Source organism: Bacillus sp. SCT118 (assembly GCF_058566435.1).
On sequence record NZ_CP191225.1, the window covers coordinates 666,851 to 688,690 of the forward strand.

Annotated in this window: 22 protein-coding genes; 19 read left to right on the forward strand and 3 right to left on the reverse strand. The window is 43.7% G+C overall.

Translation table 11 applies throughout. The features are described from left to right. The first annotated feature begins 47 nt into the window (after positions 1-47). The 7 genes from trxB (at position 48) to ACQVGT_RS03345 (ending at position 5,679) form a co-directional block, all read left to right on the forward strand. A complete protein-coding gene (trxB, locus tag ACQVGT_RS03315) occupies positions 48-998 on the forward strand; it encodes a thioredoxin-disulfide reductase (protein WP_003228139.1) in 951 nt (316 codons plus the stop codon). A gap of 318 nt (positions 999-1,316) precedes the next feature. Then, positions 1,317-1,793, forward strand: a complete 477-nt coding sequence (locus tag ACQVGT_RS03320) for an 8-oxo-dGTP diphosphatase (RefSeq protein WP_010886622.1) — start codon at positions 1,317-1,319, stop codon at positions 1,791-1,793. Between the two features lie 24 nt (positions 1,794-1,817). Continuing rightward, the gene (rapZ, locus tag ACQVGT_RS03325; RefSeq protein ID WP_003243903.1) at positions 1,818-2,705 is read left to right on the forward strand and encodes an RNase adapter RapZ; all 888 of its coding nucleotides are present in this window, start codon (positions 1,818-1,820) and stop codon (positions 2,703-2,705) included. A gap of 1 nt (position 2,706) precedes the next feature. Beyond that, complete coding sequence (gene mgfK, locus ACQVGT_RS03330) at positions 2,707-3,660, forward strand: gluconeogenesis morphogenetic factor (RefSeq protein ID WP_003244450.1); 954 nt, start codon at positions 2,707-2,709, stop codon at positions 3,658-3,660. A gap of 22 nt (positions 3,661-3,682) precedes the next feature. Beyond that, entirely contained in the window at positions 3,683-4,633 is a 951-nt protein-coding gene (gene whiA / locus ACQVGT_RS03335) for a DNA-binding protein WhiA (protein ID WP_003243775.1), read from the forward strand. Between the two features lie 23 nt (positions 4,634-4,656). Beyond that, positions 4,657-4,914, forward strand: a complete 258-nt coding sequence (locus ACQVGT_RS03340) for an HPr family phosphocarrier protein (RefSeq protein WP_003219835.1) — start codon at positions 4,657-4,659, stop codon at positions 4,912-4,914. Continuing rightward, complete coding sequence (locus ACQVGT_RS03345) at positions 4,915-5,679, forward strand: arylamine N-acetyltransferase family protein (RefSeq protein WP_015384739.1); 765 nt, start codon at positions 4,915-4,917, stop codon at positions 5,677-5,679. It begins immediately after the preceding gene. A 35-nt stretch (positions 5,680-5,714) separates the two neighbouring features. Here the strand turns inward: ACQVGT_RS03345 and ACQVGT_RS03350 are convergent, their stop codons facing one another. Continuing rightward, positions 5,715-5,924 carry a lipoprotein gene (locus ACQVGT_RS03350; protein WP_003243327.1) on the reverse strand — a complete coding sequence of 70 codons (210 nt, stop codon included), beginning with the start codon at positions 5,922-5,924 and terminating at the stop codon, positions 5,715-5,717. A 146-nt stretch (positions 5,925-6,070) separates the two neighbouring features. On the opposite strand from ACQVGT_RS03350, the gene psdR reads away from it, so the two are divergent. The 4 genes from psdR (at position 6,071) to psdB (ending at position 10,625) form a co-directional block, all read left to right on the forward strand. Then, the gene (gene psdR, locus ACQVGT_RS03355; RefSeq protein WP_015384738.1) at positions 6,071-6,784 is read left to right on the forward strand and encodes a two-component system response regulator PsdR; all 714 of its coding nucleotides are present in this window, start codon (positions 6,071-6,073) and stop codon (positions 6,782-6,784) included. Then, a complete protein-coding gene (psdS, locus tag ACQVGT_RS03360) occupies positions 6,778-7,848 on the forward strand; it encodes a two-component sensor histidine kinase PsdS (protein ID WP_015483745.1) in 1,071 nt (356 codons plus the stop codon). The genes psdR and psdS overlap by 7 nt, the downstream gene beginning before the upstream one ends. Before the next feature lie 82 nt (positions 7,849-7,930). Continuing rightward, positions 7,931-8,710, forward strand: a complete 780-nt coding sequence (gene psdA / locus ACQVGT_RS03365; RefSeq protein WP_003228167.1) for a lantibiotic ABC transporter ATP-binding protein PsdA — start codon at positions 7,931-7,933, stop codon at positions 8,708-8,710. Continuing rightward, positions 8,685-10,625, forward strand: coding sequence for a lantibiotic ABC transporter permease PsdB (psdB, locus tag ACQVGT_RS03370; RefSeq protein WP_015483744.1), 1,941 nt, complete (start codon positions 8,685-8,687; stop codon positions 10,623-10,625). Before psdA ends, psdB begins: the two co-directional genes overlap by 26 nt. 36 nt (positions 10,626-10,661) lie before the next feature. Here psdB and ACQVGT_RS03375 read toward each other — a convergent pair whose 3' ends face one another. Continuing rightward, positions 10,662-11,639 carry a 2-hydroxyacid dehydrogenase gene (locus tag ACQVGT_RS03375; protein WP_080030695.1) on the reverse strand — a complete coding sequence of 326 codons (978 nt, stop codon included), beginning with the start codon at positions 11,637-11,639 and terminating at the stop codon, positions 10,662-10,664. Positions 11,640-12,021: 382 nt separating this feature from the next. Here ACQVGT_RS03375 and ACQVGT_RS03380 point away from each other — a divergent pair, with 382 nt between their 5' ends. Next, positions 12,022-12,615 (forward strand): beta-class carbonic anhydrase, encoded by a 594-nt coding sequence (locus tag ACQVGT_RS03380; RefSeq protein ID WP_010886620.1) that lies wholly within the window; start codon positions 12,022-12,024, stop codon positions 12,613-12,615. 18 nt (positions 12,616-12,633) lie between these two features. Beyond that, positions 12,634-14,226 (forward strand): SulP family inorganic anion transporter, encoded by a 1,593-nt coding sequence (locus ACQVGT_RS03385; RefSeq protein ID WP_015483743.1) that lies wholly within the window; start codon positions 12,634-12,636, stop codon positions 14,224-14,226. Between the two features lie 26 nt (positions 14,227-14,252). Here the strand turns inward: ACQVGT_RS03385 and ACQVGT_RS03390 are convergent, their stop codons facing one another. Next, the gene (locus ACQVGT_RS03390; RefSeq protein ID WP_015483742.1) at positions 14,253-14,573 is read right to left on the reverse strand and encodes a MazG nucleotide pyrophosphohydrolase domain-containing protein; all 321 of its coding nucleotides are present in this window, start codon (positions 14,571-14,573) and stop codon (positions 14,253-14,255) included. Positions 14,574-14,689: 116 nt separating this feature from the next. Between ACQVGT_RS03390 and ACQVGT_RS03395 the strand changes: the two genes are divergently transcribed. The 6 genes from ACQVGT_RS03395 to mdxG all read left to right on the forward strand — a co-directional run bounded on the left by ACQVGT_RS03395 (position 14,690) and on the right by mdxG (position 21,839). Then, positions 14,690-15,265, forward strand: coding sequence for an LOG family protein (locus ACQVGT_RS03395; protein WP_015384731.1), 576 nt, complete (start codon positions 14,690-14,692; stop codon positions 15,263-15,265). 206 nt (positions 15,266-15,471) lie between these two features. Further along, a complete protein-coding gene (locus ACQVGT_RS03400) occupies positions 15,472-16,422 on the forward strand; it encodes a LacI family DNA-binding transcriptional regulator (protein WP_015483741.1) in 951 nt (316 codons plus the stop codon). Between the two features lie 112 nt (positions 16,423-16,534). Then, entirely contained in the window at positions 16,535-18,304 is a 1,770-nt protein-coding gene (gene mdxD, locus ACQVGT_RS03405) for a maltogenic alpha-amylase (RefSeq protein ID WP_015384729.1), read from the forward strand. Between the two features lie 95 nt (positions 18,305-18,399). Further along, positions 18,400-19,653, forward strand: coding sequence for a maltodextrin ABC transporter substrate-binding protein MdxE (gene mdxE, locus ACQVGT_RS03410; protein WP_015384728.1), 1,254 nt, complete (start codon positions 18,400-18,402; stop codon positions 19,651-19,653). A 41-nt stretch (positions 19,654-19,694) separates the two neighbouring features. Continuing rightward, a complete protein-coding gene (gene mdxF / locus ACQVGT_RS03415) occupies positions 19,695-21,002 on the forward strand; it encodes a maltodextrin ABC transporter permease MdxF (RefSeq protein WP_491798038.1) in 1,308 nt (435 codons plus the stop codon). Next, positions 21,003-21,839, forward strand: coding sequence for a maltodextrin ABC transporter permease MdxG (gene mdxG, locus ACQVGT_RS03420; protein ID WP_015384725.1), 837 nt, complete (start codon positions 21,003-21,005; stop codon positions 21,837-21,839). Position 21,840: the final 1 nt, after the last annotated feature.

The window sequence follows — 21,840 nt, forward strand, 5'->3', positions numbered from 1 at the left end:
ATAAGAAAGAGCCCAAACTTGAAAAGATGGTTTAAGGAGTGAATAGTGTGTCAGAAGAAAAAATTTATGACGTGATTATAATCGGCGCGGGCCCTGCTGGGATGACGGCCGCTGTATACACATCAAGAGCGAATTTATCGACATTAATGATTGAAAGAGGAATTCCTGGCGGACAAATGGCCAATACGGAAGATGTAGAAAACTATCCTGGATTCGAAAGTATCCTTGGGCCTGAGCTTTCTAACAAAATGTTTGAACACGCGAAAAAATTCGGCGCTGAATACGCTTATGGCGATATTAAAGAAGTCGTTGACGGCAAAGAGTACAAAGTAGTCAAAGCCGGTTCAAAAGAATATAAAGCCCGTGCTGTCATCATTGCTGCTGGTGCGGAATATAAAAAAATCGGCGTGCCTGGCGAAAAAGAATTGGGCGGACGCGGTGTATCTTATTGTGCAGTATGTGACGGCGCTTTCTTTAAAGGCAAAGAACTTGTCGTTGTTGGCGGCGGAGATTCCGCGGTTGAAGAAGGCGTATATCTGACTCGTTTCGCTTCAAAAGTAACGATTGTTCACAGACGTGATAAACTCCGTGCTCAAAGTATTCTTCAAGCGAGAGCATTTGATAATGAAAAAGTTGATTTCCTATGGAACAAAACCGTGAAGGAAATTCATGAGGAAAACGGCAAAGTCGGTAACGTAACGCTTGTCGATACGGTAACCGGTGAAGAAAGTGAATTCAAAACAGACGGCGTATTCATTTACATTGGCATGCTTCCTCTGTCTAAACCGTTTGAAAACCTGGGCATTACGAATGAAGAAGGCTACATCGAAACAAACGACCGCATGGAGACAAAGGTTGAAGGAATTTTCGCTGCCGGAGACATTCGCGAAAAATCACTGCGCCAAATCGTAACGGCTACAGGAGACGGAAGCATTGCGGCACAAAGCGTACAGCATTATGTCGAAGAGCTTCAAGAAACGCTGAAAACCTTAAAATAAAAAGGGCTGTCATACGAGTTTCACATTACGTTACTGGGTTTTAATTCCGCTGTAACACATGTGTAATGCTTTTCGGTTATGATTAATAAAGTAATTGACCCCCTTTTTATAATGAATACACTTTTTTGGCACGGATTCTCCAGTTATCCGTGTCCTTTTTTTGTCCATAAATAAAAGATGAATACCAGTTACAGCAAAATCATCTGAATTAAGGAATGAATATGCTGTAAAATAGAAGAAAAGATTGTCAATGTCTCTTCATTGTGGGAGGCATCTTGAAGCGGTATAATAAAGAGACGATGACAGGACGAAGGTTAGGTGACGTACTTGCAAAGAGTGACAAATTGTGTGCTTCAGACGGATGACAAAGTTCTTCTGCTTCAAAAGCCGAGACGCGGATGGTGGGTCGCGCCGGGAGGCAAGATGGAGAGCGGAGAATCAGTCAGAGACTCCGTCATCAGAGAGTACAGAGAAGAGACTGGTATCTATATCATAAATCCTCAATTAAAAGGCGTTTTTACCTTTATTATTAAAGACGGTGACCACATTGTCTCCGAGTGGATGATGTTTACGTTTGTCGCGGATTCTTATACAGGACAAAATGTATCAGAATCAGAGGAAGGCAAACTGCAGTGGCACGATGTCAATGACATTCAGAACCTGCCTATGGCCCCTGGAGACGGCCATATCCTTGATTTTATGATGAAGGGACAAGGGCTGCTGCACGGCACATTTACGTATACACCGGAATTTGAGCTGCTCAGTTATCGTTTAGACCCGCAGCACATCAAATAGAAAGACAAGTCAGGGGGGAGAAAGATGAGTGTTAGTGAATCACATGATATTCAGCTTGTCATTATAACCGGAATGTCGGGAGCGGGGAAAACTGTCGCCATTCAAAGCTTTGAAGATCTCGGCTATTTCTGCGTCGATAATCTTCCGCCTTCATTGCTTCCGAAGTTTTTAGAGCTGATGAAGGAATCAAATTCGAAAATGAGCAAAGTCGCGCTCGTGATGGATCTGCGCGGCCGCGAATTTTTTGACCGGCTGATTGAAGCGCTGGATGAAATGGCCGAAAATCCGTGGATCACACCGCGAATTTTATTCCTGGACGCGAAGGATTCCATTCTCGTCACAAGATATAAAGAAACGAGACGCTCGCATCCGCTGGCAGCGACTGGCCTGCCGCTTGAAGGCATCGCACTGGAACGAGAGCTGCTTGAGGAATTAAAAGGCCGCTCTCAAATCATTTACGATACGTCTGACATGAAGCCGCGTGATTTGCGTGAAAAAATCGTGAAGCACTTTGCGACAAACCAAGGAGAGACATTTACCGTGAATGTCATGTCATTTGGTTTTAAATACGGTATTCCAATTGATGCAGATCTCGTCTTTGATGTCAGATTTTTGCCGAATCCGTACTATATCGAAAGCATGCGGCCGCTGACTGGTAAGGATAAAGAGGTTTCCTCTTACGTCATGAAGTGGAATGAAACGCAAAAGTTCAATGAGAAATTAATTGATCTGCTGAGCTTTATGCTTCCATCTTATAAAAGAGAAGGAAAAAGCCAGGTTGTCATTGCGATCGGCTGCACAGGGGGCCAGCACCGCTCTGTGACATTAGCCGAGAATTTAGCTGATTATTTCAAAAAGGATTACTATACTCATGTTACTCACCGGGACATTGAAAAGAGAAGCCGGAAATAAGATGGGACAAAAGCCGAAAATCGCAATCTTTGGAGGCGGTACAGGTCTTTCTGTATTGCTTCGGGGCCTAAAGCATAAACCTGTTGACATCACGGCCATTGTAACAGTTGCCGATGATGGCGGAAGCTCTGGCCGTCTGCGGAATGAACTGAAAATTCCGCCTCCCGGAGACATCAGAAATGTGCTTGCCGCTTTATCCGATGTGGAGCCGCTTGTTGAAGATCTTTTTCAGCACCGCTTCAATAAAGGGAATGACTTAACAGGCCATTCTCTCGGGAATTTGATTTTGGCAGCGATGACAAATATAACCGGTGATTTTTTTCACGCTGTCACTGAAATGAGCAAGGTGCTGAATGTAAGAGGAAAGGTTTTGCCGGCTGCCAATGCCAGTGTCGTTTTGCATGCTGAGATGGAAGACGGCCGCGTGGTCTCAGGCGAGTCAACGATCCCGGAATACGGACAGCGTATTAAGCGTGTTTTTCTCACGCCTGAACAGATTGATCCGCTGCCGGAAACAATAGACGTGATCAGGGAAGCGGATTTGATTATTATCGGCCCGGGAAGCCTCTATACAAGCATTCTTCCCAATTTGCTCGTCCCAAAAATCGGGGAAGAAGTGATAAAGGCGCCGGCGAAAAAAGTATACATTTGCAACGTGATGACTCAGCCCGGTGAAACGCTCCATTACACCGCTGCTGATCATGTGAAAGCGCTCAATCAGCATATGGGCTGCGGTTTTATTGATACGATATTAGTGAACAGTGAAGACATTCCCGACGAAATAAAACGTAAGTACGAAATGGAATCTGCGCGTCCTGTTGATTTTGATATTGAAGAGCTGAAAGCGATGGGGCTTGAAGTCATCAGAGATCAAATTGTAACGTATAAAAATGACGTAATACGTCACGATACACATAAAGTGGCCTCTCTTCTTGTTGATTTACTGAAAGAATGAAGCCTTGAAATGAGGTGGCTATATGTCATTTGCATCAGAAACAAAAAAAGAATTAACGAATCTGGAAGTGAAGGACTGCTGCATTAATGCCGAGCTGTCTGCACTCATTCGGATGAATGGAGCTTTATCATTTACAAACCGCCATCTCGTACTCGATGTTCAAACCGAAAACGCGGCCATTGCCCGCCGCATCTATACATTGCTGAAAAAACAATATGATGTGTCGGTCGAGCTGCTGGTCAGAAAGAAAATGCGGCTGAAAAAGAATAACGTCTATATTGTGCGTTTTTCAGAAAATGCAAAAGCGATCTTAGAGGATTTAAAAATACTCGGGGAGAATTTTGTGTTTGAACGAAGTATTTCGAAAGAGCTGGTCAAAAAGAGATGCTGCAAGCGTTCTTATATGAGAGGAGCATTTTTGGCAGGAGGTTCGGTCAATAACCCGGAAACCTCCTCGTATCATTTAGAAATCTTCTCTCTTTATAAGGAGCATAACGATTCATTATGTGACCTGTTAAATGAGTTTCAGTTAAACAGCAAAACGCTTGAACGGAAAAAAGGCTACATTACCTATTTAAAAGAGGCTGAAAAGATTACAGAGTTTCTGAACGTAATTGGCGCTCACAATTCGCTTCTGCGATTTGAGGATGTCAGAATCGTCCGAGACATGAGAAATTCGGTCAACCGCCTCGTCAATTGTGAAACAGCCAACTTAAACAAAACGATCGGCGCATCGCTGAGACAGGTGGAAAATATTAAATACATCGATGAAAGAATCGGCCTGGAGGCGCTGCCTGAAAAACTTCGGGAAATTGCGCAGCTTCGGATTGATTATCAGGAAGTGACGCTGAAAGAGCTGGGGGAAATGGTAGCAAGCGGGAAAATCAGCAAATCAGGGATCAATCACAGGCTGAGAAAACTTGACGAAATCGCAGAACAGCTGCGGACAGGGCAAACCGTCACTTTAAAATAACCGTAAAGAAAAGGGGAGATCTTATGGTTCAACAGAAAGTGGAAGTTCGATTAAAGACAGGACTGCAAGCACGTCCTGCTGCTTTGTTTGTACAAGAAGCAAACCGGTTTACGTCAGATGTGTTTCTAGAGAAGGATGGGAAAAAAGTAAACGCCAAAAGCATCATGGGGCTGATGAGCCTTGCGGTAAGCACAGGCACTGAGGTTACCTTGATTGCCCAGGGAGAAGATGAACAAGAGGCGCTGGAGAAGCTGGCTGCTTACGTTCAAGAAGAAGTTTAGGTGATAAAAATGAGTGACTTTCTAAAAGACTGCTTTCAGAAAATCGGCTGGGAGAAAGACCATGTCAGCTTCGGCGATCTTCCCCTTTTTCTCAAAGCAATGGCATACCGTTTTCCATTCGAAAACCGTGCCGTACTTGCAAAAGAGAATTATAGGGTAACAAAAGAAGATCTATGGCGCCGTCTGGTCAAAGAACAGCACGGCGGCCTATGCTACGATTTAAATGGCTTCCTTTATTTTGTCTTGCGTGAGGCCGGGTTACATGTGAAGCTTATTCGAGGAACGGTTTATGCAGGCAATCAAGAGGGATGGGCACTAGAAGGGACGCATGCTGCTGTATGGCTGTCTGCGGAAAACGGCGATTACCTCGTTGATATCGGCTTCGGCATCAACCTGGCGCTCCAGCCGATACCGCTTTCCGGAGAAACGGTACAGTCACCAGTCGGGTCATTCCGAATCAAAAGAGAAGAGACAGAAAAGGGCAGCCATGTTCTGCTGATGGACAAGGGAGAAGGCTGGCAAATTGGGTACGCCTTTACCCTTGAAGAGAGTGATCTCGGTGATTTAGATAACATGAAGGACATCATTCACTCTCATGAAAAATCTCCTTTTAACAAATCCCCGCTTGCCTCAAAGCTGACGCCGAGCGGAAGGATGGTCATGTCAGAGCGCCATTTTACGATTTATGAAAACGGCGGTAACATTCAAAAAAGCGACATCGGCCCTTCAGGATTTGAAGAAGAATTAAATACTCATTTTTTGTAACGTGAAAAGCTTGCAGGTTATCTGCAAGCTTTTTCTTATGAACAAGTGTAGATTGCTGTATCAAATGCGTCTTCAGGGATATACAGTTTTCCCTTTTCGTATTTATAAGGAATTTCATTCTCTTTAAAGCACTCTTTGGTATAGTCAGTTAGTGTATCCCCAATTTCTATGTATTTCCCGGTATAGTTGGGCTGACATGCTGAAAGAATTGACGTCATTGCCAGAAACAGCATGATTTTCTTCATCACGACACCTGCCTATTATGAAAATTTTACCTTTATCATTCTATTATAACAAAAAGAAAAAGTCCGATTTACTATTCCGCACATGCTATAATAATTTTGGAATCTTCTAGAAAAATCATCGTGATGTACATATAAGGGGGATCAACGTGTATCGGATTTTGCTTGTGGAAGATGATGAGCGGATTGCTTCTTTGCTGGGCGGTCATCTTCAAAAATACGGATATGAAGTGAAAATTGCTGAACAGCTGAATGATATAAAATTGGAATTTGCAGAAATGAAGCCTGATCTTGTGCTGCTTGATATCAACCTGCCTTTTTTTGACGGATTTTATTGGTGCAGGCAAATCCGTACCATTTCCAATGCGCCGATTATCTTTATATCGGCACGGACCGATGAGCTGAATCAGGTAATGGCGATTGAAAATGGCGGCGATGATTATATCACAAAGCCGTTCCATCTGGAGGTAGTGATGGCCAAAATCAAAAGCGTCCTGCGCCGCACATATGGTGAATATTCGCCCTCTTTGCCGCAGGAATCTAGAATAGTGGAGCTTGGTGGGCTGACGATTTATCCTGATCAAAATGAGGCCGAATGGAACAGCTCCCGTATTCTGTTTTCCCAAAAAGAATTTCAGCTTCTCTCTATTTTTGTGAGGGAGCATAAAAAAATTGTTTCTCGTGATGAACTATTGGAGGCGTTATGGGATGACGTTGATTTTGTCGATGACAATACGTTAACGGTCAATGTCAACCGGCTGCGGAGAAAACTGGAGAATGCCGGACTGAAAGATTGCATTTCCACAATCAGAGGACAAGGCTATCAATTTCAAGTCAATCGGAAGGATGAAGCGGAGTGTTAAAGACTTACCTCATCGACCGCTTAGCCATTATTCTATTTTCATTATTAGGGATAGGATCCGCCATGCTGATTGCGTATTTAAGCATTGTAGAGAGCGGCGCAGAACCTTCCAAAGAAAATATGATGTACATATGGATTTTGCCCGGTACTCTTTTAGCCGCAGGTTTTGCTGTTGATTATGTTCGGCAATTTTCCTTTCTCACATATGTTAAAAAGCTTGCAGAACAAGCCTCTTCTTCGAATGACATCGGACAGTCTTTGAAAGCCAGAAAGCCAAGAACAGGAGAGCAAGCGCTTTGGACGAAAATGATCAACGCACTCGGGCAGCAATACGAAAGCAGGCTCTCACAATATATCAATCAGCAAAAACAGCATTATACCTTCACCAACCAATGGGTCCACCATATGAAAACACCGGTATCCGTCATATCCTTAATGATTCAGGAAGGAAAAAACGGAACCTCATCCTCTTTTCCGACGTTTTTAGAGGAGCTAGAGGATGAGAATGAGAGATTTCGCCACGGTCTTGATATGATGCTGCAAACGGCTCGGCTGGAGGAATTTGCATTTGATGTAAAACCGCAAACCTTTGATTTGGCAGAAATGGTTCGTTCACTGATCAATCAGGAAAAACGTCAGTTTATCAAGCGGCGCCTTTTTCCAACATTACATGTGCCGCCAAATGCCGTTCAGATTTCCAGTGATCAAAAGTGGCTTTCCTTTGTTGTCGAGCAAATCCTTTTCAACGCCTTAAAATATTCAAAGCAAGGTGTGGGAGACTCTATTACAATCCGGATTGAAACACAGGGACATGAGACGCGATTGTCGGTTGCCGATGAAGGAATCGGCATACCGCCGCAGGATCTGCCGCGGATTTTTGACGCGTTTTTTACCGGAGAAAATGGACGAACCATGAAAGAGGCAACTGGAATGGGCCTTTATTTAGCAAAACAGGTGTGCAGCCGTCTCGGCCATAAGCTGTATGCGGAATCAAAAGAAGGGGCTGGCACTGTGATGACCATCGTGTTTTCAAGTGACACCCTCGTGAATGTGACAGCATTGTAAGGTTGGGGAGCGGAATTGCAAGAAAGTTCGATGGGAGGATGCTGACTTCCTTTTTATAATAAAGAAAAAGGAGGAGCAGAACATGAACGTGTTGCAAACAACGAACCTATCGAAAACGTACTATTCAAATAAAGGAACAATATCATACCAAGCGCTCAGCGCCTTTGATCTCAGTGTGTCAAAAGGAGAATTTGTCGGGATTATGGGGCCGTCGGGAAGCGGAAAAACCACGCTTTTGAATTTGCTGGCTACCATTGATAAGCCGACCCAGGGCGAGATGATGATCAACGGCATTCAGCCGAAAACGTTAAAGGACCAAGAGCTGGCTTTGTTTCGCAGAAGAGAACTCGGCTTCGTCTTTCAGGATTTTAATCTGCTTGATACGCTGACGATTCGTGAAAATATTCTCTTGCCGCTCGCATTGGATAAGGTAAAGCTGAGAGAAATGGAAGCCCGATTGGATGAACTGGCGGATACGCTGCAAATCAAGCATATTCTCGATCACCGCACATATGAGGTGTCGGGCGGACAGCAGCAGCGGGCAGCCTGTGCCAGAGCGATTATTCACAATCCGGCGCTCATTCTTGCCGATGAACCGACAGGAAACCTCGACTCAAAATCGGCAAAGCAAGTGATGAACACACTGGCTCAGTTGAATGAGGAAAAGGAAGCGACGATTCTGTTGGTTACGCATGATGCGACAGCAGCAAGTTTCTGTAAACGAATTGTTTTTATTAAAGACGGACGTTTCTTTTCAGAGATTCACAGAGGAACAAACAGGCAGGTGTTTTATCAAAGTATATTGGATACCTTGAGTGTGTTGGGAGGCGATTTTCATGAATTTGAGAACTATCGCCCGTAAAAACATTCTTGGGAATCTGCAACGGTATGTGGCCTACTTTTTAAGCTGTGTGTTTGCCGTTTCGGTGTTTTTTGTCTTCACATCATTTATTTTTCATCCTGATGTCAATGAAGACAATATATATGGCGGAAGCCTTGTCAAAACATGCTTGAGCGCAGCTCTTGTCGTCATCATTGTGTTTTGTATATTTTTCATCACATATTCCAATTCAGCGTTTTTGCAGGCAAGAAAGAAAGAGTTTGGGCTGCTGACACTGTTTGGCACATCAAAGCAGCAGCTTCGCAAGATGATTTATTATGAGCAGTCACTTATTTCTCTTGCGGCGATTGCGGCCGGCATTGGAGCAGGCCTGTTATTTTCAAAACTGTTTTTTATGATCATGACATGGATGCTCAGCGTGAAGGTGCCGATTTCGTTTGCCATTGTGCCGAAAGCGTTTGTGATGACAATTGCCGGCTTTCTCATCCTGTTTCAGACGCTGCTCATTTTATCACTGGGACGGATTCGGAAGCTGGAAATCATTGAACTGATTAAATCGGCCAAAAAGCCGAAAAGCTTGCCGGTTTATTCGAAATGGCTCACTGTATTGTCTTTGCTATGTCTTGGCAGCGGTTATTATCTATCTGCAACAGCCAATGCAATTGACATGATGTTTCGGGTATTTCCAATTTTGATTTTAGTGTTAATTGGCACGTATTTCTTTTTTACACAAAGCAGTGTGGCGTTTTTCCGCATGCTGTACCGAAAGAAACACAGCTTCTACAAAGGCACAAATATCATTGTGCGTTCCAACATGATATTCAGGCTGAAGGATCATGCACGCATGCTGTTTTTAACCTCTGTCATTACAGCGGTCATACTAACAGCTACAGGTGTCATCTATATGTTTTATTCCGATTTACAAAGGCAGGAGGAGCAAAGCATTCCTCAGTCTGTTTCCTGGGTGGAAAAGGATGCTTCCCGCTTTCAGGTCATGAAGCCTGAGACGGCTGAGAATACATTGAAAAAAGCTCATGCTGTTATCAAGTATAAGGTGGATGCCACTGGGATTCCTGTCACTTTTCAGTCAGACTTGCCGTATGGAAATAAGAAGATGGAAGCGGAAGCTTTGCTGATTTCAGAAAAGGTCTATAATCAAGTCGCAAAGGAAAAAGGGTTCCCAGTTATTCATTTACAAGAAAATGAAGCATTTATTAATGTTTCTTTTCAAATGATGGTGAAAGACACATTTGGAGAAGGGGAAACAGCAGCATTTCATATGAAGTCAGGAAAAACCCTTTCCTACGTCATGAAAAAGCAGCAAAACAAAGGGATATTGATGTCTGTCGATGGAGTCAGCCGTTTATTGGTTGTCAGCGAAAAGAGCTTTGACAGTCTGTCACAGGATGTGCCGCTGAAGGAACAGATGAGAATGGTAGGTTATGAGCTTGAGCATTGGCAGGAGACGGTGGATGTCTCTGAAAAGCTTGAAAACATGGTGCCGAAAGAACATACATCTGATTTTCAAACACGTGCTCCTAGTTATCAAATTGTGAAGCAGGGAGTTGCATTAATGCTGTTTATTGGTCTGTTTGTCAGCGTGCTGTTTTTTATCGTGCAAGGAAGCATGCTGTATTTGCGGATGTTTACGGAAATAGAAGATACGAGAGTGCAGGTGTTAGCGTTAAAAAGGATAGGGGTTACGGACAAAGAGATTCACTCGATCCTTGGAAAGCAAATAGGATTTTTATTCTTCATCCCATTTATTGCAGGTGCGATTCACGCCGGCTTTGCGTATGCAGCGTTAAGTAATATGCTGAATTCCAATTTGTTTCTTGAGGCCGTAATTGTCATCTTCATTTATTTTGTATTCCAGGCTGTTTATTATATCGTCACCCGCCATATTTATAAGCGTGCTGTTCTTCAGCGTATGTAATAGAAATCCGGTCTGTTATCAGACCGGATTTTTGATTTATTGAAATTCTCTTGTGAGATTTTTCGGTGTTTGTCCTTGAATGGCTGCAATCATATTTTCGGCGGCCTGTTTGCACATGTTGAAGCGCACTTTAGCTGTTGCTGAACCGATATGAGGAAGCAGCGTGACATTATCCAGGTGCAGAAGCGGATTATCTCGGGTGACAGGCTCTTTTTCGTATACATCTAAGCCGGCTCCCCTGATCCAGCCTTCCTGAAGAGCGCAAACCAGTGCTTTTTCATCGACTGTCTTTCCCCGGGAAATATTGACGAAAATTGCTGAATCCTTCATCAACTTAAATTCACGTTCTCCTATCATGTGATAGGTTTCATCAGTCAGCGGCGTAATGAGAAGAATAAAATCAGATTGCTCCAGCAATGTATCAAGCTCTGCATATTTAACGCCGATGCTGTCTTCTGTTTCTTGTTTGCGATGTCGGTTATGATAAAGCACTTCCATATCAAAACCAAATTTGGCGCGTCTCGCTGCTTGTTCTCCAATTCTGCCCATGCCGATAATGCCTAACGTTTGATGATGAACATCAATTCCGAAAAGCGCTTCCTCTTCCACGGTTCCCCATTTTCCTGCTCTGACAAAACGGTCCAGTTCGGCAACACGTCTGGCGGAAGACAGAATCAGTGAAAAAGCCAGATCTGCAACTGTGTCATCCAGTGTATAAGGTGTATGAGTCCCGACGACTCCTCTTTCTTTCATTGCTTCTATATCGAAGTTATCGTAGCCTACTGATTGGTTGCTGACCACTTTGAGCTTAGGCGCGTGTTCCAGCAACTCACGATTGATTGACGGCCCGGAAGTCCCTGACGTTAAAAGCCCTTCCGCATCTTTTAATTTTTCAAATAGCACGTCACTCGGAAGCGTATCCTCCTGCCATATTTCATAACGGCAATGTTCACCGATGAATGCTTCAATCTCTTCAGGAATCGGTTTTGTGATAAATACAAATGGTTTCAACAAGGCTCCCCCTTTATGGCTGTTGTCTATTTTATTATATCGGAAATAAATAGATGTTAAAAATATAGCTGCGTTTTTTTAGTTTCTGGTTCTTTTGAACTTAAAATGAAGATCGAACAGCTAAATCTGCTTAGAAAAGTTTTTTAATTATCAGAATTCACCCATATTTTTTGTCAGACAAATCATCAATATGCGAGCTGCAGCCGGATTATAGGATTCATTAAATATAAATTTTATTATCTTTGAAAGATATAAATGTTTATGTTTTGATTCTACAGTCCAATTATAGTGTCTTTTTTTGAAAGCCTTTTCTTGGCTTATTCCTATGCTATAATTCCTTACTGTAAGCTGGGTAAGAAGGCTTGCAAAATCATATGGATGGGAGATGAATCAAATGGTTTCTTTAACATCAATTTTGGAACACAATCAGCGGTTTGTCAGTGAGAAGAAGTATGAACCGTACAAAACGACAAAGTTTCCTTCGAAAAAGCTCGTCATTGTCACCTGTATGGATACAAGGCTTACAGAACTTCTTCCGCAAGCAATGGGGCTTAAAAACGGTGATGCTAAAATTGTAAAAAACGCGGGAGCCATCGTTTCTCACCCATTTGGAAGCGTGATGCGAAGCATACTGGTCGCGATTTATGAATTGCAGGCTGAAGAGGTATGCATTGTCGGCCATCATGAATGCGGAATGTCAGGGCTGAATGCGTCCTCGATTCTTGAGAAAGCAAAGGAACGCGGGGTGGAGGATAGCTGCCTGAATTTGCTGACGAGCGCCGGACTCGATTTGAAAACGTGGCTGACCGGTTTTCACAGCGTGGAAGAAAGCGTTTCCCATAGTGTGAACATGATTAAGAATCATCCGCTGCTTCCGAAAAAAGTGCCGGTTCACGGACTTGTCATTCATCCTGAAACAGGAAAACTTGATGTGGTCATTAACGGTTATGAAACTGAGCTTATAAACAATCACTCATAAGGGAGGTTATAACAAAATATGCGATTCTCAGGGAGATTCAAGGGGTACAATTTGCAGAAATTTCAGAAAGACTTGATTGCAGGTATCGTAGTAGGTGTCGTGGCAATTCCTTTAGGAATGGCGTTTGCCATTGCCTCGGGAGTCGAGCCTGAATATGGGCTATACACTGTTGTTATAGCAGGGATTTGTATTTCTTTGTTTGGAGGATCAAAATATCAGATTGGCGGTCCGACGGGCGCCTTTGTCCCGATTTTATTCGGCATTATCATGCAGTACGGCTTGGAAAATCTGCTGATTGCGGGGTTTATGGCAGGAGTGATGCTGGTACTGTTTGGGCTGTTTAAGCTCGGAAAAATAATGAAATTCGTGCCCAAACCCGTTATCGTCGGTTTTACAGCCGGAATTGCCGTGCTGATTTTTACGGAACAAATCGCTAATTTTCTCGGATTGAGAAATGTTGAAAAACATGAGAACTTTCATCACAACATGTTTGAAATTGTGCAGCAGCTCGGCACCTTTAACGTGTATGCCATTTTGACAGCTGTGATCGGGCTCGTCATTTTGCTTGTATCCGCCAAGGTGATGCCTAAAGTGCCGGGCGCTTTGTTGGCGCTTCTTATTTCCACAGTGGTCGCGGTTGTCTTTTTCCCTGACCGCATGGCAACGATTGGGTCAACTTATGGAGAAATCCCCCGCCATTTGCCTGAATTTCAGTTTCCTGAGCTTACTTTGGATAAAATGGTTATGCTGTTTCCAGCTGCGCTTGTCATCGCGCTTCTTGGAGGACTTGAGTCGATTTTGTCCGCAATGGTCGCTGATAACATGAAGGGCTCAAAGCATGACAGCAACAAGGAGCTTGTCGGCCAGGGGATTGCGAATATGGCAGCGCCCCTGTTTGGCGGAATCCCGGCTACAGGAGCGATTGCGAGAACGGCGACCAATATAAAAAACGGAGCGGTTTCCCCAGTTTCCGGCGTCGTTCACGGCGTAGTCGTTCTCCTTGTCCTGCTTGTATTTGCGCCTTATGCGTCCCATGTGCCGCTCGCCAGTATGGCACCGATTCTCATGGTGGTCGCATGGAATATGAGTGAGCGCAAGGAAGTCGCAAACATGCTGAGACTGAAAAATGCTGATTCCTTTATTTTGGCGGCGACTTTCGCCCTTACGGTTCTGTTTGACTTAATCATCGGTGTGGCAACCGGATTGCTGCTTGCATTTGTGTTCTTTATCAGAAGAATGAGCGAAGCGACCCGCATCCACAATCAGGAATCGCATCCTGTTCTGGCGAAGAGAGTAGATCCATCTGTCAGCATGTATGCCATAGAAGGGCCGCTGTTTTTCGGATCAATTGATTCCCTTGAATCGTCATTGCTGGAGCATGTACAGAAAAAACCGAAAACCCTCATTCTGCTCATGAATAAGGTGCACTATATGGATACGTCAGCTGAAGCGGTGCTTGGGAACATTATGAATCGAATTAAACGCGACAATGGAAAGCTGATGATTGTAGGATTGCAATCGCAGCCGAAGGAGCTGCTGCATAAAACAGGCCTTTTTCACAAAATAGGAAAGCAGCATTTCTTTGATCACCATGATGAAATCACAGGTTAAAAAAAGCGGCCATCGCGGCCGCTTTTTTATGCATGCTCAAATCGTTTTGTCAGTTTTTCTTGGTGGGCCTTCATGACGTCTTCTAAAGAGACACCATACATATCAGCAAGAATGGCGATATTTCCGATGACATCTCCCATTTCTTCAATCAATTCTTGTTTTAGCTCAGCGCGTGACGATTCTTTCTCATCCGGCCGGTCTCTGCCGATTTCATACGCCCTGACAGCCCGGGCCAGTTCTCCGGCTTCCTCCATTAAAAAGCCGACGCGAATAAAAGGTCCGTATTCTGTCCAGCCTCTTTTTTCGTAAAACTCTTTCATCCATTTTTCTGCATCAGCCAGTTGCAACCTCATCACTCCTGCATTCTTTATGTATTTCATATTGATATTATCACATGAAGATGGGACAATATATAGTGTGTTTTTGAATATTCAACACGATATATAGATGCGGAGATGACAAGATGAAAACCATTTGTGTATTTGCGGGATCAAACCCTGGGGGAAATGAAGCGTATAAAAGAAAAGCGGCAGAGCTTGGCGTGTATATGGCTGAGCAGGGAATCGGCCTTGTCTATGGGGGCTCCCGCGTAGGCTTGATGGGCACGATTGCTGACGCGATTATGGAAAACGGCGGAACTGCAATCGGGGTCATGCCGAGCGGTTTGTTCAGCGGGGAGGTTGTCCATCAAAATCTGACTGAGCTGATTGAAGTAAACGGGATGCATGAACGAAAGGCTAAAATGAGCGAGCTGGCGGACGGCTTTATCTCGATGCCGGGCGGCTTCGGTACATATGAAGAATTATTTGAAGTGCTGTGCTGGGCACAGATCGGCATCCACCAAAAGCCAATCGGACTGTACAATGTAAACGGATATTTTGAACCAATGATGAAAATGGTGAAATACAGCATTCAAGAAGGGTTTTCTAACGAATCGCACCTAAAACTGATTCACAGCTCGTCACGGCCGGATGAGTTAATTGAGCAAATGCAAAGTTATTCTTATCCGATTTTAGAAAAAAAGTGGACAGAAATTTAAAAAACAGACTTTCTCGTGGAAGTGGAGAGAATGAGTCTGCCACCTAGCGTATGAATCCATGAAAAATCGAGTGTTTTTAACAAAGTGAGGTTTCCTTAAGGGAAATCTCTTTTTTATTTCTCTTTTGCCTGCATCGTATATTTAGCAGTAATAGAGGACTTTATCACTAGTTTGGATAATAAGCACAGATAAGGGAGGGGATGAAAATGGCAACATTGTCAGATGTGGCGAAAAAAGCAAATGTTTCGAAAATGACGGTATCACGAGTGATCAATCACCCTGAGACGGTGACAGATGAATTGAAAAAGCTTGTTCATTCTGCGATGAAAGAGCTGAATTACATCCCTAATTATGCGGCGAGAGCGCTCGTGCAAAACAGAACACAGGTTGTGAAACTATTGATACTTGAGGAAATGGATACGACAGAACCATATTACATGAACCTGCTGACAGGAATCAGCAGGGAGCTGGATCGCAATCACTATGCTCTCCAGCTTGTGACAAGAAATTCTCTTAATATTGGCCAATGTGACGGCATTATTGCCACCGGCTTGAGAAAGAACGATTTTGAAGGTGTAATAAAAGCCTTTGAGAAGCCACTCGTTGTATTTGGACAAAATGAAATGGGCTATGACTTTATCGATGTGAATAACGAGAAAGGCACCTTTATGGCAACCCGCCATGTTATGGGGCTGGGGGAGCGGGAAGTTGTCTTTTTTGGCATTGATTTAGATGAGCCTTTCGAACGTGCAAGAGAACAGGGGTATATACGGGCGATGAATAAAAGCTTTAAAAAATCGAATATGTTTTGGATCGACAACAGTTCTAAGAAAAGTGAATGCCTTGCAAGAGAACTGCTGAAATCCATGGACAATCAGGCCGCATTTGTCTGCGCATCTGATCGAATCGCGCTCGGCGTCATTCGTGCGGCGCAATCCCTTGGAAAGCGAATTCCAGAAGACGTTGCGGTTACCGGGAATGACGGTGTGTTTCTTGATCGCATCTCCTCGCCGCGCTTGACTACGGTCAGACAGCCTGTTGTTGAAATGGGGGAAGCCTGTGCGAAAATGTTGCTGAAAAAAATGAATGAAGACGGTGCTGCACAAGGAAGTCTATTTTTTGAACCAGAGTTAATTGTACGAGAATCAACGCTGTAAGCGTCTTATTCTGTTATCGGTAACAGGGTGAAAAGGATTGTTCCCACAATTTCATCATGATACTTTCAAACTATGAGCCGGCTTCAATAAAACGGAAATCAAAGGGGGAAACATGATGGAATATGCAGCGATTCACCACCAGCCATTCAGCACCGATGCTTATTCTTATGATGGGCGGACTGTGCATATCAAGATTCGGACGAAAAAAGGTGATGCAGATCACATTCGATTCATTTGGGGTGATCCCTATGAGTACAACGACGGCAAGTGGTCGGCAAACGAGCAGCCGATGAGGAAAATTGCTGCTACAGAAATGCATGACTATTGGTTTGCTGAAGTGGTGCCGCCATTTAGGCGTTTACAATATGCGTTTGTTGTAACAGACGATCATGAAGACATCTTTTTCGGAAGTTCGGGTGTATGCCCTTATAACGAAAAAACACTGGAAACGATTCATTATTACTTTAAATTTCCGTTTGTTCACGAGGCTGATACATTTCAAGCGCCTGAATGGGTCAAGTCAACGGTTTGGTATCAAATTTTTCCGGAGCGTTTTGCAAATGGAAGAGAAGACTTGTCACCGAAGAATGCATTGCCGTGGGGGAGCAAGGACCCGGACGTCAATGATTTTTTTGGAGGGGATTTACAAGGGATTGTTGACAAGCTTGATTATTTAGAGGATTTAGGGGTGAACGGAATTTATCTGACACCGATCTTTTCCGCACCTTCTAATCATAAATACGACACGCTGGATTACTTTTCTATTGATCCGCATTTCGGGGACCCTGAGCTTTTTCGTACATTGGTCAGCCAGCTGCATCAGCGGGGGATGAGAATTATGCTTGATGCGGTTTTTAACCATATAGGAAGCGCGTCTCCGCAATGGCAGGATGTCGTCAAAAACGGAGATCAATCCCGCTATAAGGACTGGTTCCATATTCACTCTTTTCCCGTCACAGACGACAATTATGACAGATTTGCTTTTACAGCTGATATGCCGAAGCTAAACACGGCTAATCCCGAGGTGCAGAAATATTTGCTTGATATTGCTTTGTACTGGATTCGCGAATTTGACATTGACGGCTGGCGTTTGGATGTCGCAAATGAAGTAGATCACGCTTTTTGGAAGACATTTAGGCAGGCTGTATCTACTGAAAAGCCTGACGTTTATATTTTAGGTGAGATCTGGCATTCTGCCGAACCCTGGCTTAGAGGGGATGAATTTCATGCGGCGATGAACTACCCTTTTACAGAGCCTATGATTGAATACTTTGCTGACCAGACGATCTCAGCTTCACGTATGGCTCACCGTGTCAATGCACATTTGATGAATGGGATGAAGCAGGCCAATGAGGTGATGTTTAATTTACTGGATAGCCATGATACAAAGCGCCTTTTGACCAGATGCCGCAATGATGAGAAGAAAGCACGTGCGTTGCTGGCCTTTATGTTTGCCCAGACAGGCTCACCATGCATTTATTACGGAACGGAAATCGGGCTGGACGGCGAAAATGATCCTTTATGCCGGAAATGTATGGTTTGGGAAAAAGAAAAGCAAAATCAAGAAATGCTTCTATTTATGAAGCGGTTAATTGCTTTACGCAAACAGGAAAACACTTTATTGACTGAAGGACATCTTGAGTGGAATCTGCTGGATGACCAAAACGATTTTATTAGCTTTTCACGGACTCTTAATGAAAAAATACTGATTTATTTCTTTAATCAAGGGAATGCGGTTCAACATGTCAGTTTACTGGATTTGAATATTGAAAGGAATAAGAAAATCTGTGATGCATGGACAGAGCAGCAGCTTCAGCATCACGATGTCATTGCCGTTCAGCCGGGAGAATTTTTGATTTTGAGTGCTGCCGCCCCTGTATAACATTCTGTTATCGGTAACAAATCAAAAGTTGTTGTAACCGCTTTCTACAGGACAATACAATTGTTATAGTTTCGTAAATAGAAGGGGGAAAAGAGATGGTTCTTTTTAAAAAGGGGTTCGCCATATTGGCGGCATCATTCCTGGCAATCGGCCTTGCCGCCTGCTCAAGTTCAAAAAATCCAGCAAGCGCTGATGGCAAAAAGGTGCTGACTGTGTCTGTCGAAGAAACGTATAAAGAATACATTGAAAGCATAAAAACAAAGTTCGAAAAAGAGAATGATGTCACAGTAAAAATTATTGAAAAGCAAATGTTCGAACAGTTGGAGGCGCTTCCCCTTGATGGCCCGGCGGGTAATGCGCCTGATGTTATGCTTGCTGCATATGACCGGATCGGCGGTTTGGGACAGCAAGGACATTTGCTTGACATTAAGCCATCTCATACAAAAAGCTTTGGTGATAAAGAAATGCAGCAGGTGACAGTTGACGGCAAAGTGTACGGAATGCCGCTAGTCATTGAGACACTTATTTTGTATTACAATAAAGATCTTTTAAAAACAGCGCCAAAAACATTTAAAGACCTTGAAAAGTTAACGGAAGATCCTCGATTCGCGTTTGCTTCGGAAAAAGGAAAATCAACCGGATTTTTAGCAAAATGGACTGACTTTTATATGTCGTACGGCTTATTGGCTGGATACGGCGGATATGTATTTGGAAAAAACGGCACAGATTCCGGGGACATCGGCCTGAACAACAAAGGGGCTGTAGAAGCGGTGAAATATGCGGAGAAATGGTTTAAAACATATTGGCCGAAAGGGATGCAAGACAATTCAAGCGCAGACGACTTTATTCAGCAGATGTTTTTAGAAGGCAAAGCGGCTGCGATCATTGGCGGACCGTGGTCAGCTGCCAACTATAAAGAAGCTAAATTGAACTACGGAGCGGCTCCCATTCCGACATTGCCAAATGGAGAAGAATATGCCCCTTTTGCGGGCGGGAAGGGCTGGGTAGCTTCAAAATATACAAAAGAACCCGAGCTGGCTGAAAAATGGCTGGAGTATGCTGCAAATGATGCCAATGCTTACGCTTTTTATCAGGATACAAACGAAGTTCCGGCCAACACTGCCGCAAGGAAGAAAGCCGATGAGCAAAAGAATGAACTGACGTCAGCTGTGATTAAACAATATGAAACAGCGACGCCGACTCCAAATATTCCGGAAATGGCTGAAGTATGGACAGGAGCGGAAAGTTTGATTTTTGATGCAGCTTCAGGAAAAAAATCGACACAAACATCAGCGAATGATGCTGTAAACGTCATAAAGGAAAATATTAAAGAAAAGTATGTGAAATAAAACGGCGGGATAGCGTCCGGAAGAATAGAGGGCGGAAAAAAATGAATAAACATCACACACTTGCAAAGCAAAAACGAAAGGCAGGGCTTTTATCGATCATTCCAGGACTTGGGCAGATTGCGAATCAGCAATTGTCAAAGGGGCTCTTATTTCTTGCCATCACAGGCTTGTTTGCTTTTGAATTATGCGTTTTCGGTATACAGGCGCTAACCGGATTGATGACATTGGGAAGTGTTCCCGGTGAAGACCACTCGCTGTTTATGCTGATTGAAGGCACGCTGCAATTGATCGTGACGGTGATTTTCCTCATGTTCTATATCTTTAATATTCATGATTCGCGTAAGACCGCCGCCATGAAAGCGGCGGGTTTGGAAGTCAATACAACAGCCAAGGATATGATCTGTCATGCGGGCGATAAAGGGTTTCCATATCTATTTACACTTCCGGCATATATCATGATGGTGTTTGTGATTATCTTTCCGGTTTTGGTGACTCTGTTTGTTGCATGTACAAACTATGATTTTTATCATATTCCGCCTAATCGTCTGATTGACTGGGTCGGGTTTAAAAATTTCTTAAATATTTTTTTCCTTGGCTCTTATCGTGAAACATTTGTGAATGTACTGGGCTGGACGGTTATCTGGACAATCTGTGCAACAACGCTGCAAATCATTTTAGGTATTGTGACGGCACTTTTCGTCAATCAGGATTTTATAAAAGGCAAGCGGATATTCCGAATGATTTTCTTATTTCCATGGGCTGTTCCGGCTTTTATTACAATCATGAGTTTTTCTAACATGTTTAACGACAGCATAGGAGCGGTGAATGCACAAGTGATTCCACTATTCAATCACCTGCCGTTTGTTGAGCTGCCTGCGATCGCGTGGAAGACCGATCCTTTCTGGACAAAGACAGCCCTCATTATGATTCAGACGTGGCTCGGCTTTCCATATATTTATGTCATGGTAACGGGAGTGCTTCAGGCGATTCCAGGTGAATTGTATGAAGCGGCAAAGATTGACGGGGCCACATTTATTCAGCGTTTTCGGCATATTACATTTCCGATGATTTTATTTGCGACAGCACCCGTGATGATTACTCAGTATACGTTTAATTTCAATAATTTCTCGATCATCTACTTATTTAATGAGGGAGGGCCAGGCAGTGCGGGAGCCGGGGCCGGATCGACCGATATCTTAATTTCGTGGATTTATAAACTGACAACAGGCACATCACCCCAATATTCCGTTGCGGCGGCTGTGACACTGTTAATTTCTTCCATTGTCATTGGAATTTCACTGATTGCTTTCAAAAAATCGAATGCTTTTGGCAATGAGGAGGTTATGTAGGTGAACGCGAGCACTGCCAGAATGCTTAATAAAATCTGTACGTATTTCTTTTTGACGCTTTTAAGTATTGTCATTATATATCCGTTGCTGATTACGGCATCATCAGCATTCCGTGTGGGGAATTCGGCGGCTTTTCAGCTCGATTTTTCGGGTTCTTGGACATTGGGTCATTTTAAGCGGCTATTTGACGAGACGCTTTATCTCAATTGGTACAGCAATACACTTGTCATCGCGCTATCGGTCATGGTTTTGCAGGTTACAATCGTGACACTTGCCGGATACTCGTACAGCCGCTATCGGTTTGCAGGCAGAAAAAAGAGCCTGGTATTCTTTTTAATCATTCAAATGGTGCCGACAATGGCGGCGCTGACTGCTTTTTATGTCTTGGCGATGCTAATAGGCGCACTCGATCAATACTGGTTCTTAACAGCGATCTATATCGGCGGCGGAATTCCGATGAACACGTGGCTGATGAAAGGTTATTTTGATACTGTGCCGAGAGAAATTGATGAAGCCGCGCGAATTGACGGAGCGGGACATCTGAGGATTTTCGCTTCAATTGTTCTGCCGCTTGTTAAGCCAATGCTCGCGGTACAAGCGCTTTGGGCGTTTATGGCACCGTTTGGCGACTATTTGCTGGCGAAGTTTTTGCTTCGCTCACCGGAAAGGCTGACCATTGCTGTAGGATTACAATCCTTTATTTCTAATCCGCAGCAGCAAAAAGTAGCTCTATTTGCGGCTGGTGCCATCCTTGCCGCACTGCCGATATGCGTTCTATTCTTTTTTCTCCAAAAGAACTTTGTGTCCGGTTTGACAGCCGGCGGAACAAAGGGGTAAT